The organism is Streptomonospora mangrovi (assembly GCF_027604915.1).
Taxonomy (GTDB): domain Bacteria; phylum Actinomycetota; class Actinomycetes; order Streptosporangiales; family Streptosporangiaceae; genus Streptomonospora; species Streptomonospora mangrovi.
Genome location: NZ_JAJAQC010000002.1, coordinates 122,374 through 138,011, shown reverse-complemented (window position 1 = coordinate 138,011; position 15,638 = coordinate 122,374). Strand labels below are relative to the sequence as shown.

At 76.1% G+C, this 15,638-nt stretch carries 16 protein-coding genes; 12 read left to right on the top strand and 4 right to left on the bottom strand.

Going from position 1 to position 15,638, the window contains the following annotated elements:
* Positions 1–96 precede the first annotated feature (96 nt).
* On the bottom strand, positions 97–948 hold the full coding sequence (locus LG943_RS01510; RefSeq protein WP_270070303.1) for a hypothetical protein: 852 nt from the start codon (positions 946–948) through the stop codon (positions 97–99).
* A gap of 274 nt (positions 949–1,222) precedes the next feature.
* Between LG943_RS01510 and LG943_RS01505 the strand changes: the two genes are divergently transcribed.
* The 3 genes from LG943_RS01505 (at position 1,223) to LG943_RS01495 (ending at position 4,167) form a co-directional block, all read left to right on the top strand.
* Entirely contained in the window at positions 1,223–2,059 is an 837-nt protein-coding gene (locus LG943_RS01505) for a 2,3,4,5-tetrahydropyridine-2,6-dicarboxylate N-succinyltransferase (RefSeq protein ID WP_270070302.1), read from the top strand.
* Positions 2,060–2,182: 123 nt separating this feature from the next.
* A complete protein-coding gene (dapE, locus tag LG943_RS01500) occupies positions 2,183–3,250 on the top strand; it encodes a succinyl-diaminopimelate desuccinylase (protein WP_270070301.1) in 1,068 nt (355 codons plus the stop codon).
* A 101-nt stretch (positions 3,251–3,351) separates the two neighbouring features.
* Positions 3,352–4,167, top strand: coding sequence for an LOG family protein (locus tag LG943_RS01495; RefSeq protein WP_270070300.1), 816 nt, complete (start codon positions 3,352–3,354; stop codon positions 4,165–4,167).
* A gap of 239 nt (positions 4,168–4,406) precedes the next feature.
* On the opposite strand, the gene LG943_RS01490 is transcribed toward LG943_RS01495, so the two are convergent.
* Positions 4,407–4,748 carry a hypothetical protein gene (locus LG943_RS01490; RefSeq protein WP_408648525.1) on the bottom strand — a complete coding sequence of 114 codons (342 nt, stop codon included), beginning with the start codon at positions 4,746–4,748 and terminating at the stop codon, positions 4,407–4,409.
* Positions 4,749–4,828: 80 nt separating this feature from the next.
* Here LG943_RS01490 and LG943_RS01485 point away from each other — a divergent pair, with 80 nt between their 5' ends.
* The 4 genes from LG943_RS01485 to LG943_RS01470 all read left to right on the top strand — a co-directional run bounded on the left by LG943_RS01485 (position 4,829) and on the right by LG943_RS01470 (position 8,879).
* Positions 4,829–5,551, top strand: a complete 723-nt coding sequence (locus tag LG943_RS01485; protein WP_270070299.1) for an ICP22 family protein — start codon at positions 4,829–4,831, stop codon at positions 5,549–5,551.
* A gap of 15 nt (positions 5,552–5,566) precedes the next feature.
* A complete protein-coding gene (locus LG943_RS01480; protein ID WP_270070298.1) occupies positions 5,567–6,157 on the top strand; it encodes a DNA-3-methyladenine glycosylase I in 591 nt (196 codons plus the stop codon).
* Positions 6,158–6,555: 398 nt separating this feature from the next.
* Complete coding sequence (locus LG943_RS01475; RefSeq protein WP_270070328.1) at positions 6,556–7,053, top strand: hypothetical protein; 498 nt, start codon at positions 6,556–6,558, stop codon at positions 7,051–7,053.
* Between the two features lie 53 nt (positions 7,054–7,106).
* Positions 7,107–8,879 carry a serine/threonine-protein kinase gene (locus tag LG943_RS01470; protein ID WP_270070297.1) on the top strand — a complete coding sequence of 591 codons (1,773 nt, stop codon included), beginning with the start codon at positions 7,107–7,109 and terminating at the stop codon, positions 8,877–8,879.
* A 208-nt stretch (positions 8,880–9,087) separates the two neighbouring features.
* On the opposite strand, the gene LG943_RS01465 is transcribed toward LG943_RS01470, so the two are convergent.
* Entirely contained in the window at positions 9,088–9,936 is an 849-nt protein-coding gene (locus LG943_RS01465) for an enoyl-CoA hydratase-related protein (RefSeq protein ID WP_270070296.1), read from the bottom strand.
* A 282-nt stretch (positions 9,937–10,218) separates the two neighbouring features.
* Between LG943_RS01465 and LG943_RS01460 the strand changes: the two genes are divergently transcribed.
* Both LG943_RS01460 and LG943_RS01455 read left to right on the top strand, forming a co-directional pair.
* Positions 10,219–10,386 (top strand): DUF3117 domain-containing protein, encoded by a 168-nt coding sequence (locus tag LG943_RS01460; RefSeq protein ID WP_179769138.1) that lies wholly within the window; start codon positions 10,219–10,221, stop codon positions 10,384–10,386.
* A 135-nt stretch (positions 10,387–10,521) separates the two neighbouring features.
* Positions 10,522–12,060, top strand: a complete 1,539-nt coding sequence (locus tag LG943_RS01455; protein WP_270070295.1) for a leucyl aminopeptidase — start codon at positions 10,522–10,524, stop codon at positions 12,058–12,060.
* Between the two features lie 106 nt (positions 12,061–12,166).
* On the opposite strand, the gene LG943_RS01450 is transcribed toward LG943_RS01455, so the two are convergent.
* Positions 12,167–12,805, bottom strand: a complete 639-nt coding sequence (locus LG943_RS01450; RefSeq protein WP_408648527.1) for an O-methyltransferase — start codon at positions 12,803–12,805, stop codon at positions 12,167–12,169.
* Between the two features lie 423 nt (positions 12,806–13,228).
* On the opposite strand from LG943_RS01450, the gene sigE reads away from it, so the two are divergent.
* The 3 genes from sigE to LG943_RS01435 are packed head-to-tail and all read left to right on the top strand — an operon-like array spanning position 13,229 to position 15,576.
* Positions 13,229–13,840: an RNA polymerase sigma factor SigE gene (gene sigE / locus LG943_RS01445; RefSeq protein ID WP_408648526.1), complete on the top strand. Its 612-nt coding sequence runs from the start codon at positions 13,229–13,231 to the stop codon at positions 13,838–13,840.
* Positions 13,841–13,852: 12 nt separating this feature from the next.
* A complete protein-coding gene (locus tag LG943_RS01440; RefSeq protein ID WP_270070294.1) occupies positions 13,853–14,536 on the top strand; it encodes an anti-sigma factor family protein in 684 nt (227 codons plus the stop codon).
* 14 nt (positions 14,537–14,550) lie between these two features.
* Positions 14,551–15,576 carry a sigma-E factor regulatory protein RseB domain-containing protein gene (locus tag LG943_RS01435; RefSeq protein ID WP_270070293.1) on the top strand — a complete coding sequence of 342 codons (1,026 nt, stop codon included), beginning with the start codon at positions 14,551–14,553 and terminating at the stop codon, positions 15,574–15,576.
* Positions 15,577–15,638: the final 62 nt, after the last annotated feature.

Below are 15,638 nucleotides of genomic sequence, written 5' to 3'. Positions count from 1 at the left end.
GCCAGACCGGGCCAGACCGGGCCGGGCCGGGCCGGGCCGGGCCGGTCGGACCCGGGCCGCGCGGAACCGGCGGCCCGGGACCCTGCCGCGCGCCGGCTACTCCAGCACCACCTCGTGGTCGGGGGCGGCGTCGGGCACCGTCTGCCAGCCCTTGTCGCCGGCCTCGGCCCGCCACCGCTGGTCCTGGTAGGTCACCGCCGAGATCCCGTACTCCTTGGCGTTGGCCACCGCCCACTGCGCCATGGCCCAGCCGATGTCGCCGGTCTGGTAGGTCGGGCCGGGCGGCACGGCGGTCGGCTCCACGCCGAACACCCGCGCCATCTCCGCGCTCGCCTCGTCCAGCCGGGGCTCGCCCACGCCGTCGGGCAGCACGCACGACACCGCCGTGCCGGCCGCGCCGGTGAACGCCTCGGCCATCACCCGCGCCAGCGGCTCGTGCTGGTCGTAGGCGAACCCGTCGGCGCTGCGCTGCACCGCCTGCGCCGCCTCGTAGACCGGGACCTCGGAGTAGCCCGGCACGTCCACGAGCTTGTCGTAGAACGCCGAGGACGCGTAGACGGGGTCCATGAGCTGGTCCGGCTCGCCCCACTCCTGGGAGGGGCGCTGCTGGAACAGGCCGACCGAGTCCAGGTCGCCGTACTCGATGTTGTAGAACTTCGACTCCTGCCACACCGTGGCGTAGGCCACCACCACGGCGTGGCGCGGCAGGTCCTTGCTGAAGGCGACGCCGCCGATGGTCGCGGCGTTGGCCGCCTGCTCGGGGGCGATGGAGTCCTCGTCCCCCTCGGCGGCGAACGTGCACGCCTCGGCGGGCTCGGGCTCGGCGACCTCGATGGGGTCCACCGAGGACATCACGTAGTAACCGCCCGCGACCAGCGCACCGCAGACCAGGGTCAGCGCCAGCAGGATCTTGAAGAACGCGGAGACTCTTCGCAGCTTTCGGGGCACAGGCAGACCGTTGGGTTCAGGGGCGCGCGACCGCGAGGGGCGTGCACCGCATTTGACAGGGGAGGCCGCGCCGGCGGCCGGCCGCCACGCAGGGTGGCCGCGGGATCCGGGCGGGGCCTAGCACGCATGGTAAGGCGTACGGGTGAACAGGCGCCCGGACCGCGCGCAGCGCGGCGCCGCCGTCACCGACCGTGAAGCGGCGGCGGGCGCGGCGGCCGGCGCGGCGCCGCGCCGGGTTCGGGCGCCCCGCTCACTCCCGGTAGGCTCCCAGGCCATGACCACCGCGTTCACCAGTCCGCTGCCCGAGGAGATCGACGTCCTCTGGGAGCGGCGCACCGAGTTGACCCCCGACCACGCCGAGGCCCGCGACGTCGTCGTGGGCGCGGTCGACGCCCTGGACACCGGCAAGGCCCGGGTCGCCTTCGTCGACGAGGCCACCGACGAGGTCGTGGTCGACGAGCGCGCCAAGCGCGCCATCCTGCTCAGCTTCCGGGTGCTGGGCATGGCCGAGTCCGCGGTCGGCGACTTCCACCACCACGACCGCATCCCCCTCAAGACCCGGTTCGACGGCGTCCGCGTCGTGCCCGGCGCCATCGCCCGCTGGGGCTCCTACCTGGCGCCCGGCGTGGTGCTCATGCCGTCCTTCACCAACTTCGGCGCCTGGGTGGGCTCGGGCACCATGGTCGACACCTGGGCCACGGTCGGCTCCTGCGCCCAGGTCGGCGAGAACGTCCACCTGTCCGGAGGCGTGGGCGTGGGCGGCGTGCTGGAGCCGCCGCAGGCGTCCCCGGTCGTGATCGAGGACGACGCCTTCCTGGGCTCGCGCAGCATGGTGGTCGAGGGCGCCCGGGTGCGCCGCGGCGCCAAGCTGGGCGCGGGCACCATCCTGACCTCCTCCACGCGCGTGTTCGACGCCGAGACCGGCGAGGAGCTGGCGCGCGGCGAGGCCCCGGCGTGGTCGGTGTGCGTCACCGCCAACCGGATCAAGAGCTTCCCCGGCGGCGACTTCGGCATGCCCTGCCTGCTGGTCCTCAAGCGGCTCGAAGAGGGCCAGGAGCACGACAAGCTCGCGCTCAACGACCTGCTGCGGGAGCACGGCGTCAACGCCTGACCCGCCGGGCCGGCCTCCGCCGCGCGGCGGAGGCCGGCCGCCCCGCCCGACCGCAGGACCCGGCCCGCAAACCCGCCCAACAGACCCGCCCCGGAAGAACCGACCCGGAAGGCCGCCGCCGCCATGCTGGACCTCACCGCCGACGTCCGCGACCTCACCGCCGCCCTGGTGGACACCGAGTCCGTCAGCGGCGGGGAGCGCGCCCTGGCCGACGACATCGAGCGCGCCCTCTCCGCCCTGCCGCACCTGGCGGTGGAGCGCGACGGCGACGCCGTGGTGGCCCGCACCGCGCTGGGCCGGGAGCGCCGGGTCGTGCTCGCCGGGCACATCGACACCGTGCCCGTGGCCGGCAACGTCCCCTCGCGCGTCGAGGGCGACCGGCTCTACGGCTGCGGCACCTCCGACATGAAGAGCGGGGTGGCCGTGCAGTTGCGGCTGGCCGCCACCGTGGCCGAGCCCGTGCACGACGTCACCTACGTCTTCTACGACTGCGAGGAGGTCGACGCCGAGCGCAACGGGCTGCGCCGGCTGGCCCGCACCCGGCCCGAGCTGCTGGCCGGCGACTTCGCGGTGCTGCTGGAGCCCACCGGCGGCGTCATCGAGGGCGGGTGCCAGGGCACCATGCGCGTGGAGGTCATCGCGCGCGGCGAGCGCGCCCACAGCGCCCGCTCGTGGATGGGCCGCAACGCCGTCCACGAGGCCGGCGCGATCCTGGACATCCTGCGCGCCTACCGGCCCCGCCGGCCCGTGGTGGAGGGCCTGGAGTACCACGAGGGCCTGAACGCGGTGTTCGTCTCCGGCGGCGTGGCGGGCAACGTCATCCCCGACGAGTGCGTGGTCACCGTCAACTACCGCTTCGCGCCCGACCGCGACCCGGCGGCGGCCGAGGTCTACCTGCGCGAGCTGTTCGCCGGGTTCGACGTCCGCGTCACCGACTCCGCCGCGCCCGCCCGGCCCGGCCTGGACGACCCCGCCGCCGCCGAGTTCGTCGCGGCGGTGGGGCAGGGGCAGGCGCGCGCCAAGCTGGGCTGGACCGACGTCGCGCGGATGTCGGAGCTGGGCGTGCCCGCCGTCAACTACGGCCCCGGCGAGCCCACCCTGGCCCACACCCGCGACGAGTGGGTGGACCTGGCGGCCGTGGCCGAGGCCGAGCGGCGGATGGCCGCGTGGCTGACCGGCACCGGCCGGTGAGGCCCCCGACCCGGGTCGAACCGGACCCGTCCGCCTCCCGACGCCCGCGCGTGGCCCGCGCTTAAGCGTGGACCACCGGCGTTGCGGATAGCTTTGCCACCATGACCGAACCACGAAAGGTCCGAAGCGCGGGACCACTGACCTACCGCGGAAACGCCATACCTGAGACAACAACGGACCAGCGCCTCCTCGACCGCAGGGGGCCCACCGACTGGGTCCACACCGATCCCTGGCGCGTACTGCGCATCCAGTCCGAGTTCGTGGAGGGCTTCGGCCTGCTGTCGGAGGTCGGGCACGCCGTGAGCGTGTTCGGCTCGGCGCGGACCAAGCCCGACACCCCCTACTACGAACTGGGCCGCCAGATCGGCTCGAGGCTGGCCGAGGCCGGCTACACCGTGATCACCGGCGGCGGCCCGGGCGTGATGGAGGCCGCCAACCGGGGCGCCCAGGAGGCTGGCGGCACCTCGATCGGGCTCGGCATCGAGCTGCCCTTCGAGCAGAGCCTCAACCACCACATCGACATGGGCGTCACGTTCCGGTACTTCTTCGTGCGCAAGACCATGTTCGTCAAGTACTCCCAGGCGTTCGTGGTGCTGCCCGGCGGGTTCGGCACGCTGGACGAGCTGTTCGAGTCGGTGACCCTGGTGCAGACCGGCAAGGTCACCCGCTTCCCGGTGGTCCTGGTGGGCACCGAGTTCTGGGGCGGGCTGATCGACTGGATCCGGGGCACGCTGCTGGAGGAGGGGACGATCTCCCCCGACGACCCGGACCTGATGTATGTCACCGACGACCCCGACGAGGTCGTGGACATCATCCGCAAGTCCCACGTCGACCTCGCCCGCCGCGAGTTCGAGGCGGAGCGGGTGGTCGAGGAGGCCGCCAGCATCCACGCCGCCGAGGACGCCTCGGAGGGCTAGCCCGCACGCCCGCACGGGCGGCGGCATCGGACACGGGGACCGGCGACGGCCTGGGTGGGGACCACGCCAGGGCCGCACGCGCGGTCCCCGTTCCTGTGTGCCGGACGGCCTGTGCGCCCCGTGCGTCCCATGCCGTCGTGGTGGGGGCGGTGGCCGCGCGCCCGGACCCCGCCCGGCCCCGGTGCCTCGCCGCGGTCCCGGCCCCCCGGCGGGCTGACCGGTGTCGGCGCGTCCGGCCTTCAGGCCAGGCCCCGGCGGGCGACCGCCGGGGGGCGGTGGCCCCGCAGCGAGGCCACCATGTCCAGTGCCTGGCGCACCGGGCGGCGGTGGGCGGTGGCGAACACCCGCGCCCCCAGCCAGGCGTACAGCGCGGCCAGCGCGACCGCCTCGGCGGACTCGGCGGAGTCGTCGGCGCCGGCGGCACCCGGGCAGCGCACCAGCACGGTGCGGCCCGCCTCGGCCAGGGCGCGGACCCGTTCGGGATCGGGGCGGACGCCCAGGTCCACGGCGTCCTCCACGGAATCCTCCGGCCCCACGACGCGGTAGTGGTCGTCCCCGGGCCGCATCGGGCACTCGTCCATCGTCTCCGCCGCCCCTCCGACCGTTCGGGCTCCCGCCGGCCACGCGAGCGCGCCGCGCGGCTGTGGCACCATTGAGCCTAATGTCTCCGATCATCCTCAGCCTGATCGCTCTCTCCGCGGTGGCCGTGCTCGCCGGTGTGGCGTTCGTGGTCATGGGGAAGGGCGGCGAACTCGCGCGCTTCGACGCCGACCACCCGCCGCTGGACCTCCCCGCCGACCGGCCGCTGACCGGGACCGACGTCAGCCGCGTCCTGCTGCCGCTGGCGCTGTGGGGCTACCACGTGCGCGCGGTGGACGAGGTGCTGCGCCGGGTGATCGGTGCGCTGGGCGAGCGCGACGCCCGCATCGCCGAACTCGAGCGCCGCCTGGACGAGGCGGGGCTGCCGCTGCCGCCCCGGGGCGCGGGACCGGGCGCCGCGTTCGCGGCGCCGCCGGGACCGGCCGGACCCGCCGCGCGCGCGGGGTCGGCCTCCGTCGCCGTCGACGGCGCGGTCACCGTGGAGGCGAGCACGCCGCCGGACGAGCCCGCCGACGAGGCCGGTGCCGCCGTCCACTGCGACGGCCCGTCCGTTGACGACGACCGGTCCGCCGGCTTCGCCGGTGACGACCTCCTCGCCGGTGACGACCCGGACGCCGGCATCGACGCCGATGTTGCCGGGGCCGGCGAGGACGCCCCGGACACCGACGACGCCTCCGACGGCACCCCCGCCGACCCCACCCCCGACTCCGCACCCGAACGCGGCCCCGAGGCCGACCGCGCCCGCCCCGAGGGCGCCCCCGCGTCGGACTCCCGGCCCGCCTAGCCCAGGGACACCACCGTGACCGACGACGACGGCACCGCGCGCCCCGGCCCCGACGGCCTGCGGCGCTGCCACTGGGCGCTGGCGACCGACGACCTGCTGCGCTACCACGACACCGAGTGGGGCGTGGCGATCACCGACGACGACGCCATGTTCGAGCGCATCAGCCTGGAGGGCTTCCAGGCGGGCCTGTCGTGGCTGACCGTGCTGCGCAAGCGCGCCGCGCTGCGCGAGGTCTTCGCCGGGTTCGTCCCCGCCGTCGTGGCCGGGTTCACCCCCGCCGACGTCGAGCGCCTGCTCGGCGACGCCCGGCTGATCCGCAGCCGCCCCAAGATCGAGGCCGTGATCGGCAACGCCCGCGCCGCCCTTGAGCTGCCGGGCGGCCTGGCCAAGCTGGTCTGGGAGCACGCGCCCGAGCACCACACCCCGCCCGAGCGGATCACCGACGTGGCCGCCGCCACCCCGGAGAGCACCGCGCTGTCCAAGGCGCTCAAGCGCCACGGCTTCCGGTTCGTCGGCCCCACCACCGCCTACGCCACCATGCAGGCGGCCGGGGTGGTGGACGACCACCTGCGCGGCTGCTTCCGCGGCGAGGCCGGGCGCGGCTGACCCCGTCCCCGGCCCGGGCCGATCCGCCCCCCGGCGGGCGCGCGCACCCGCCCGAGCGCCGGTCCGCCCGACCCGCCCGACCCGCCTGACACCGCGCGGAGGCGGCGGCCCCCGCGCGACGCCCCCGGGCACCCACCCCGCGCCTGATGTGACCCTCATCACCGCGCTCCCGCGTCGCCCGGTGGCGGCGTCGCTTATTCTCTGTCGCTGAAACCGCGAACGGCCGCCCCGCGCGGGCCGGCCGGCTCGGCGGTTCGCCCTTGGAGGTTGGAAACCATGAGCACACCGAACGGCCCTGGTCACCGCATGCCTCGGAGCCCCCGGTGAGCGACGTGCGGGGCGCGGGCCCGGCGCCCAGCGGCGCCAAGCGCCCGCCCGCCGACTCCCCGGTGCGGCAGATGTCCCTCTACCCGCCGCCGCGCTCCACCCGCCACACCGCCCGCCGCCGCAGGAGCGTCGTCGTCGCCGTGGCGGCGGTGGTCGTGCTGGGCGCCGTCCTGGGCGCCGTGCTGTGGGCGCTGCGCGGCACCGCCGCCACCGGCGACTCCACCGTCCCGGAGTCCTACGCCGGCATCTGGCGCGGCGAGATGAGCCAGGTGGACGACAACGGCGCGCACGTCACCGACTGGGGCGCCGAGATCAAGCTGGAGCACGGCGAGGAGCGCGGCGTCTCGGAGTGGTACACCTTCGACTGCCGCGGCAGCCTGTCCCTCAGCGAGCGCGACGGCGACCGCCTCGTCTTCGACTACGTCGAGACCTACGACCCCGACGAGCGCTGCGTCGACGAGTCCCGCCTGGTCCTGACGAGCGGCGACGCGGCCGGCACCCTCAGCGCCGAGTGGACGGCGGTCTCCCACAGCGGCGTGACGATGACCTCCACCGGGACTCTCCGTTAGGGTGGGCCGCTGAGGCCCGCAGGGCGCCGCGGCCGGCGGACCCGGGAGGACAGATGACCGGTACCCAACCCCTGACCGACGACGACCCTCGGCGCATCGGCGGCTACGTCCTGACCGGCCGACTCGGCCAGGGCGGGCAGGGCGTCGTCTACCTCGGCCACCCGGAGGCCGACCCCGAGGCCACGCCCGTCGCGGTCAAGACGCTGCACGCCGACGGCCTCGACGCCGCCGGCCTGCGCCGCGCGCTGGCCGAGGAGGTCGAGACCGCCCGCAAGGTCGCGCGCTTCTGCACCTCCCAGGTGCTGGCCGCCGACATCGACGCCGACCCGCCCTACGTCGTCAGCGAGTACATCGAGGGCCCGAGCCTGCGCGAGGTCGTCCGGCGCGACGGACCCATGTCCGGCGCGGCCCTGGAGCGGCTGGCGGTGGGCACGCTCACCGCGCTGGCGGCCATCCACCAGGCCGGGATCGTGCACCGCGACTTCAAGCCGGGCAACGTCCTGATGGGTCCCGACGGCCCCCGGGTGATCGACTTCGGCATCGCCCGCGCGCTGGAGGGCACGGCCATCCTGACCAGCCAGATCGCCGGGACCCCCGCCTACATGGCGCCCGAGCAGGTCGCCGGCGAGGCCCTGGGGCCGGCCGTTGACCTGTTCGCCTGGGGCGCCACCATGGTCTACGCGGCCAACGGGTTCGGTCCGTTCGGCCAGGACTCCCTGCGCGAGGTGCTGCACAACGTCGTCAACGAGCCGCCCGACCTCGGTGCGCTCGACGGCCGGCTGCGCGACATCGCCGCGCGCTGCCTGGCCAAGGACCCCGCCGCCCGGCCCACCGCCGCCGAGACCCTGATGGGCGTGCTGGGGGTGGGGATGGCCGACGCCCCCCAGGCGGCCGAGGCCGTCGGCGACGCCCCCGACGAGCCGGCGAACCCGGGCGAGCTGCCGCTCCAGACCCTGGCCACCGGCGCGGTGGCCGCCGCCGCGCCCGAGGCGCGCGAACGCGCCGTGGAGGAGATCCGCGACAGCCTGCCCCACCCGCCCGGCGGCGACCTGTTCCGGTCCTTCCCGAGCGCACCGCCGGCCACCGGCCCCCAGCCCGCCGCCGGTGCGGGGGCGGGTGCGGGGCAGGGCTACCCGGCCGGCACGGGGCCGCAGTACCCGGCGGGCACCGGCCCGCAGTACCCCGCCGCCGGTCCGGGGCCGCGCTACGACGGCGGGCCGGGCTACGCGCCGCAGGCGCCGCCGAGCGGACCGCAGACCCCGCCGGCGCACTCCGGCCCCCAGCAGCCGCTGCCGGGCGGCGCGCCCGGCCCGGCCTACGGTCCCGGCCCGGCCGGCCCCGCTCCGGCCAACCCCGGTCCGTGGGGTCCGCAGCCGACCCAGGGCGGACCAGGCGGATCGGGCGGCCCGGGCGGACCCGCCTGGCCGCACTCGGGGCCGCAGACGCCTTATCCCTCCGGCTCCCAGACCCCGTACGCCTCCGGGCCGCAGGCACCGCCCTCCTCGGCCGCCGCGCCCTACGCGCCCGGTCCGCACTCGGGACCCCAGGCCCCCTACGCGCCCGGCCCGCACTCCGGGCCCCAGGCGCCCTACCCGGGCGGCGGCGCGCCGATGACCGGCGCCCAGCCCTCGTTCCGCGCGACCGGCCCGCAGAGCGGCTACGGCCCCGCCACCGGCCCCCAGTGGTCGGCGTCGGGACCGGGCGGCCCCGGGCGGCCCTCCGGGGACGGCCGGGGCGGCGGCGGGGCGATCATCGCCGTGGTGACCGGCCTGTGCATCCTCGTGGTCGTCGCGGTGGTGGTCGTCATCGTCGCGGTGGCCGGCTGAGGCACGGCCGACCCGGGCGCGGCGGACTCGGGCGCGGCGGACTCGGGCGCGGCGGAGTCGGGCACGCCGTCTGACGCACGGCCGCCGAAGCCCCGCCGGCTTCAGGCCGGGCCGGCCCGGGCACAGCCGGCCCGCGCACCCGCTCGCCGCCACCGCCCGACCGCGCTCCGCGCGGCCCGGGATCCCTCAGGTCCTTTCCCGGGACCCCTCAGGACCCCTCGAAGACCGGCTTCTCCTTGCGCACGAAGGCGCGCGTGGCGTTGGCGTGGTCGGCGGTGTCGGCGCACTGGTCCTGGAGGCTGGCCTCCATCTCCAGGGCGTTGGCGAGGTCGAGCCCGGAGCCGAAGGTGAGCCCCGCCTTGATGGCGGCGTAGGCCACCGTGGGCCCGTTGGCCAGGCGCACCGCCAGCGCGTGGGCGGCCTCGGCGAGGTCGTCGTGCGGCACCACCTGGTTGACCAGGCCGATCTCCAGGGCGCGGTCGGCCCGGACCGGCTCGGCCAGCATCAGCATCTCCATGGCGCGGGCGTGGCCCACCAGCCGCGGCAGGGTCCAGGAGGCGCCGGAGTCGGCGCCCAGCCCCACGTTGGCGAAGGCCATGAGGAACGACGCCTTGTCCGAGGCGATGCGCAGGTCGCAGGCGAACGCCAGCGAGGCGCCCGCCCCGGCGGCGGTGCCGTTGACGGCCGCGACCACCGGCTTGGGCATGCGCGCCAGGCCCAGCACGATCGGGTTGTAGTGCGCGCGGACGGTGTCGGACAGCCCGCGCCCCGACTCCAGCGACTCGGCGTGCTCGCGCAAATCCTGCCCGGCGCAGAACGCGCGGCCGGTGCCGGTGAGCAGCACCGCGCGGGCGCCGGTGTCGGCCTTGGCGCGCTCGACGGCCGCCAGCAGCGCCTCCTTGGCGGCGACCGTCAGCGAGTTCATGGAGTCGGGCCGGTTCAGCCGGATCACGGCGACGCCGTCGGCGAGTTCGTACTCGACCCCGTGGCCGGGTGCGGAATCCCCGCCGGGCCGGTCGGGGCCGGTGCTGCGGTCTGCGGTGCCTGACTCTGACACGCCGAACTCCCTGCTCCTGGGGGTGCTGCTGAGGTCCCAGCGACCGCGGCGGGGCGCTGACGGCTATAACCTTACTGTTCGGATTCCTCGGGGCCGAAGGTCCCGGCGCTGTCCGATCGTTCCCAATCGGTTCCCAAAACCGAGATAATGGCAGAACAGTGATTCATTCCCTGAGTCACGCGGATGCGGCGCGACCCCGGACCGGCCGCCCTGAACGCAGGGGCATCTGCACCGGATCGGCCCATTCAGCCCGCGACACAGTCCTATGGAAGGGGATACGGCATGGCGGCGATGAAGCCGAGGACCGGTGACGGTCCGATGGAGGTCACCAAGGAAGGCCGCGGCATCATCATGCGCGTCCCGCTGGAGGGCGGCGGGCGGCTCGTCGTCGAGCTGACGCCCGACGAGGCCACCGAGCTGAAGGAGGCCCTGGACGGCGCGGTCGGCTGACCCGCGGCCCCGTCGCACCCTCACCGTCCCGACCAGCCGGGCGCGCGGCGGCCGCCGAGCCGCCTCCAGCCGGAGCCTCCCGACGCACCGGACCACCGCCCGCGGCGCCAACCCGATCACGATTGCGAGCGATCCGTGCCTGCCGCTACGGAGATCCGCCCGGTCTCGGGCGCCCTCACCGACTCCGCCGCCGAGCTGGTGGCCGTCCCCGTCCTGCGCGGTGACGGCTCCCCGGTCGCGGCGACCGCCGGTGTCGGTCTCGACCCCGCCGAACTGGACGCGCGGCTGCCGGCCTCCCTCGCCGAGCTGATCGCGCACTACGACCTCGCCGGCCGGCCCGGCGAGCTTGCCCAGTTCCCGGTGGACCTCGGGCGCGGGCTGGTGCGGATGGTCCTGCTCGGTGTCGGCGACGCCACGCCCGACGACCTCCGCTCCGCGGGCGCGGCCCTCGCGCGCGCCGCCAAGGGGCGCCGCGCGGCGGCCACCACCGTCGCGCTGCTGGACCGGGCGCACGACGACACCGGAGCCGGGCTGACCGCCTTCGCCGAAGGCGCGCTGCTCGCCTCCTACCGCTTCACCCTGGCGTCCTCCCCCAAGGGGCCCGCGCCGGTCGAGTCCGTCGAGCTGGTCGGCGGCGACACCGGTGCGGCCCCCGGAGCGCTCGCGCGCGGGACCGCCCTCGCGCGGGCCACGGCGCTGGCCCGCGACCTCGTCAACACGCCCTCCACCGACAAGGACCCGGCCTGGCTCGCCGGGCGCGCGGTCGAGGTCGCCGCCGAGTCCGGCCTGGAGCACCGGGTGTGGGACGACTCCGCGCTGCGCGACGAGGGCTTCGCCGCGATCCTGGCGGTGGGCGCGGGCTCGGTCCGGCCGCCGCGCCTGGTGCGGCTGGACTACCGGCCCGCCGACCCCGCCGGGCACATTGTCCTGGTCGGCAAGGGCATCACCTTCGACACCGGCGGCCTGTCGCTGAAGCCCAACGACAACATGAAGCTCATGAAGACCGACATGAGCGGGGCGGCCATCGTGCTGGGGGCGATGTCGGCGCTGCGGAGCCTGGAGGTCCCCGCGGCGGTCACGGCGCTGCTGCCCATCGCCGAGAACGCGTTCTCCGGGTCCGCCCAGCGGCCCGGCGACGTCATCACCGCCTACAACGGCACCACCATCGAGGTCCTCAACACCGACGCCGAAGGCCGGCTGGTCATGGCCGACGCCCTGGCCTACGCGGTGGCCAAGCTCGCGCCCGACGTCCTCGTGGACGTCGCCACGCTCACCGGCGCCGCCAAGGTCGCCCTGGGCCTGGGCACCGGCGCGCTGTTCGCCAGCGACGACGCGCTGGCCGACGCCCTCACCGCGGCGGGCCGCGCCTCGGGCGAGCCGCTGTGGCGGCTGCCGCTGACCGAGGAGTACCGGCCCTCGATCGAGTCCCGGGTGGCCGACCTCGCCAACATCGGCACCACCGGAGACTACGGCCGGCCGGGCGCCACCGAGGCCGCGCTGTTCCTGCGGGAGTTCACCGGCGGCCTGCCCTGGGCGCACCTGGACATCGCCGGGCCGGGCCGCTCCACCGGCGAGGACGGCGTGCTGACCAAGGGCGGCACCGGGTTCGCCACCCGCACCCTGCTGCGCTGGCTGGCCGACCCCGCCGGGGCGCGCCGCGCGGCCGCCGCCTAGCGCGGGCACCGCACCGCCCGCAGGGCTCGTCCCGACCGCGCCGCCCCTACCGGCCGCTGTCCCGCCGACCGCGCCGTTCGCACCGACCCGCCCGCCGGGCGGGCGCTCAGGACTCGGGGGAGTGGTCGCGGATGGCCGCGAGCAGGCCCTCGCCCACCGGCAGCAGCAGGGGGATCAGCGCGGTGTCGGCGCGCACCAGGCGGCCGGCCTCGCGCGCCCCGGCGGTGCCGGGGTCGGGCACGCTCAGCGGGCCGTCGGCCCGCTCGGCGCCCTCCAGCGCGTTGTTGAACACCACGATCCCGCCCACGCGCAGCAGCCGCAGCGCCTCGTCCAGGTAGGTGGGGTAGGCGGCGGGCTCGGCGTCGACGAACACCATGTCGTAGGCGGCGTCGGTCAGCCGGGGCAGCACGTCGAGCCCCCGGCCGTGGATCAGCCGCACCCGGTTGGCGGCGAACCCGGCCCGCCGGTAGGCCGCGCGCGCCAGCTCCTGGTACTCGGGCTCGATGTCGACGCTGGTCAGCACGGAGTCGGGGCGCATGCCGCGCAGCAGCCAGATGCCGGAGGTGCCGCAGCCGGTACCGACCTCGACCACCGAGCGGGCGCCGATGGCCGCGGCCAGGAAGCGCAGGGCCGCGCCGCCGGCCGCGCTGATCGGCGAGGACTCCGCCCGCCGGCCGGTCTCGCGCGCCGAGGTCAGGGGGTCGTCCTCCTGGGCGTACTGCTCGACGTGGGCCAGGTGGGCCAGAGTGTGGGCCAGTGTGTCGTCTCGGCTGGCGATGACGGCCTCCCCGCGCGTGTGACTGATTGACCGGGGCGTGCGGCCCCGAGGGGGCCGGAAGCGGCCCAGTCCCCCAACGGACGCGGCGACCGCGATGACGTCACCGTGCGTGCCCGCGCGATCACCCATGGGCCGGGTTCCAGGGCACAGACTAGCCTGCCCGGGGCGGTCGCGGTGTGCTCGCGGCACCGGGGAACTTAATCGCGACCGCCGAGCGTTGCAACCGAAGCGGGGTAGTTCCCCCGCCCAAGCCGCGGCCGCGGCGCGACCCGCACCGCGGCCCAACCCAGGCGAACGGCCCTCGCGCGGCGCCGCCCCCCGGCGCACCGCGCGCCCGCGCGCCGCAGCAGACTCGCGAAGGGAGTGGCGGTGGCAGACTCCGACGCTGCCGTGGACTTCGAGCAGTGGGAGCCACCGAGCTGGGACGACGTCGTGCGCAACCACTCGGCGCGCGTGTACCGGCTGGCGTTCCGCCTCACCGGCAACAAGCACGACGCCGAGGACCTCACCCAGGAGGTCTTCATCCGGGTGTTCCGCTCGCTGTCCAGCTACACCCCCGGCACCTTCGAGGGGTGGCTGCACCGCATCACCACCAACCTCTTCCTCGACATGGCGCGGCGCAGGGCGCGCATCCGGTTCGAGGGCCTGTCCGAGAACGCCGACGAACGCCTCCAGGGCCGCGAGCCCTCGCCGGCCCAGTCCTACGACGACCGCCACTTCGACGCCGACATCCAGGCCGCCCTGGACGCCCTGCCCGCGGAGTTCCGCGCGCCGGTGGTCCTGTGCGACATCGAGGGGCTCTCCTACGAGGAGATCGCCGCCACCCTGGGCGTCAAACTGGGCACGGTGCGCAGCCGCATCCACCGCGGTCGGGCGCAGTTGCGCAAGGCGCTGGAGCACCGGCGGCGCCTGGCCGACCAGTTGGCCGACGGGACCCCCGCCCCCGAGGCCGGAGCCCGTCCGCGGGGCGGTGCGCAGGCCGAGACACACACGGACCGGTGAGGTGGAGTGAGAATGGACCACTTGGGAGAACGCCTGTCCGCCCTCGTCGACGGCGAACTGGGCCACGCCGAGCGCGACCGCGCGCTCATCCACCTCGCCGGCTGCGAGAACTGCCGGTTCGAGGCCGAGATGCTGCGTCAGCTCAAGCGGCGGCTGCACCGGCTCGACACCCCTGAGCCCTCCATGGACTTCCTGGGCCGCCTCTCCGCGCTCAGCGGCCCGCCCGCCGGACCCCCGGCCGATCCGCCGGCCGCCGGCCCGCCCGCGATGGGGGGGCCGGGCGGCTTCGGGTCGCTGCCGCCGCTGGGCTCCAGCCGCCCCCTGGGCGGCGGGCTGCCGCGCACGGTCGACGGCACCGCCCTGGCCGTGGCCGACCCCGCGCCCGCCCCCGAGCCCGCGCGTCCGGCCCGCGAACGCCGCACCCGCCGCCCGCGCCCGCTGTCGGTGCTGCGCCCGCGCTGGGAGCGCACGCGCTTCGCCGTGGCCGGCGCCTCGGTGGTGGCGGTCGCCCTGGGCACCGCCTTCGTCGCCGGGGGCGACCCCGGCGAGGGCCCGGTCGTCGAACCCGAGCTGAGCGACTACGCCGTGGAGCACGCGGTCACCGCGCGCCAGGCGCCCGTGCCCGACCTCGACGCCGGCACCTCCGTGGTCACCACCGCGCTGGAGGACACCCCTCCGGCCACCGGGTCCCGGTGAGCGCCGCGGGTTCCATGCCCCGGCGCAGGCTGGTGCCCGTGGTGCTGGTGTCGCTGGCGCTCGTGGTCGTCGTGCTGCTGACCTCCTCCCACGCCGCCAACGCCCACGAGGTCCCCGCCCCCGGCGAGGACGACGGCATGGCGCTGCTGCGGCGCGCAGCCCGGTCGATGGGCGACGTCTCCTTCTCAGGGGTGCAGCGGGTCACCACCGCCGGCGGCGGCACCCGGACCGAACGCCTGGTCAGCGTGGTGCACCGGGCCGGCGAGGCCACCGTCTACGGCGAGATCGGCCCGCCCGGGGCCGACCTGGTGGTGGGCCAGTCCACACCGCTGACCAAGGTCGACGACCTCATGCTGGACGAGCTGGCCGCCAACTACCGCGTCACCCGCGCCGGCGGGGCGGTGGTGTGCGGGCGCACCGCGACGGTGCTGGAGGTCCTGCGCGCCGACGGCACCGCCGCCGCCCGCGTGTGGCTGGACCAGCGCACCGGGCTGCCGCTGCGCAAGGTCGTCCTGGACGACTCCGGCGCCGTGGTGCACGCCATGGAGTTCGTGGAGGTCCAGATCGGCGGCGACCCCGGGCCGCTGCCCGAGGACGGCGTCGAGGCCGAGCCCTGGGACGACGAGCTGTCGCAGGGCGAGCTGGCGGCGCTGCGCGAGGACGGCTGGCCGCTGCCCGGGCACGTGGCCTGGAACCTCCGGCTGATCCGCGGCTGGTCCCGCGAGGACCCCGAGGGCCGCGTGGTGCACCTGGCCTACTCCGACGGCCTGTCGGTGGTGTCGGTGTTCGTGCAGCGGGGCCGGCTGCCGGGCGGTGCCGAGGGCCGGGCCGAGGCGGCGGCCGACGTCGTGGCCGGCGGCGGCGCCGAGGGCGGGCAGCGGGTGTGGGACTCCCACGGGTTCGTCTACACGGCCATGGGCGACGCGCCCGCCGACCTGCTGGCGGCGGCCGAGCGCGGGTTCCCCACCGACGACGAACCCGAGTTCTGGTCGCGGGTGATGCGGGGATTCGGTCGGCTCACCGCAGCCGTCCAGGGCTGACACCCCGCACAATGGTGGCGGGTGCGGACACCTCAGGCGCGGGCGGACCCATGCCCCGAACA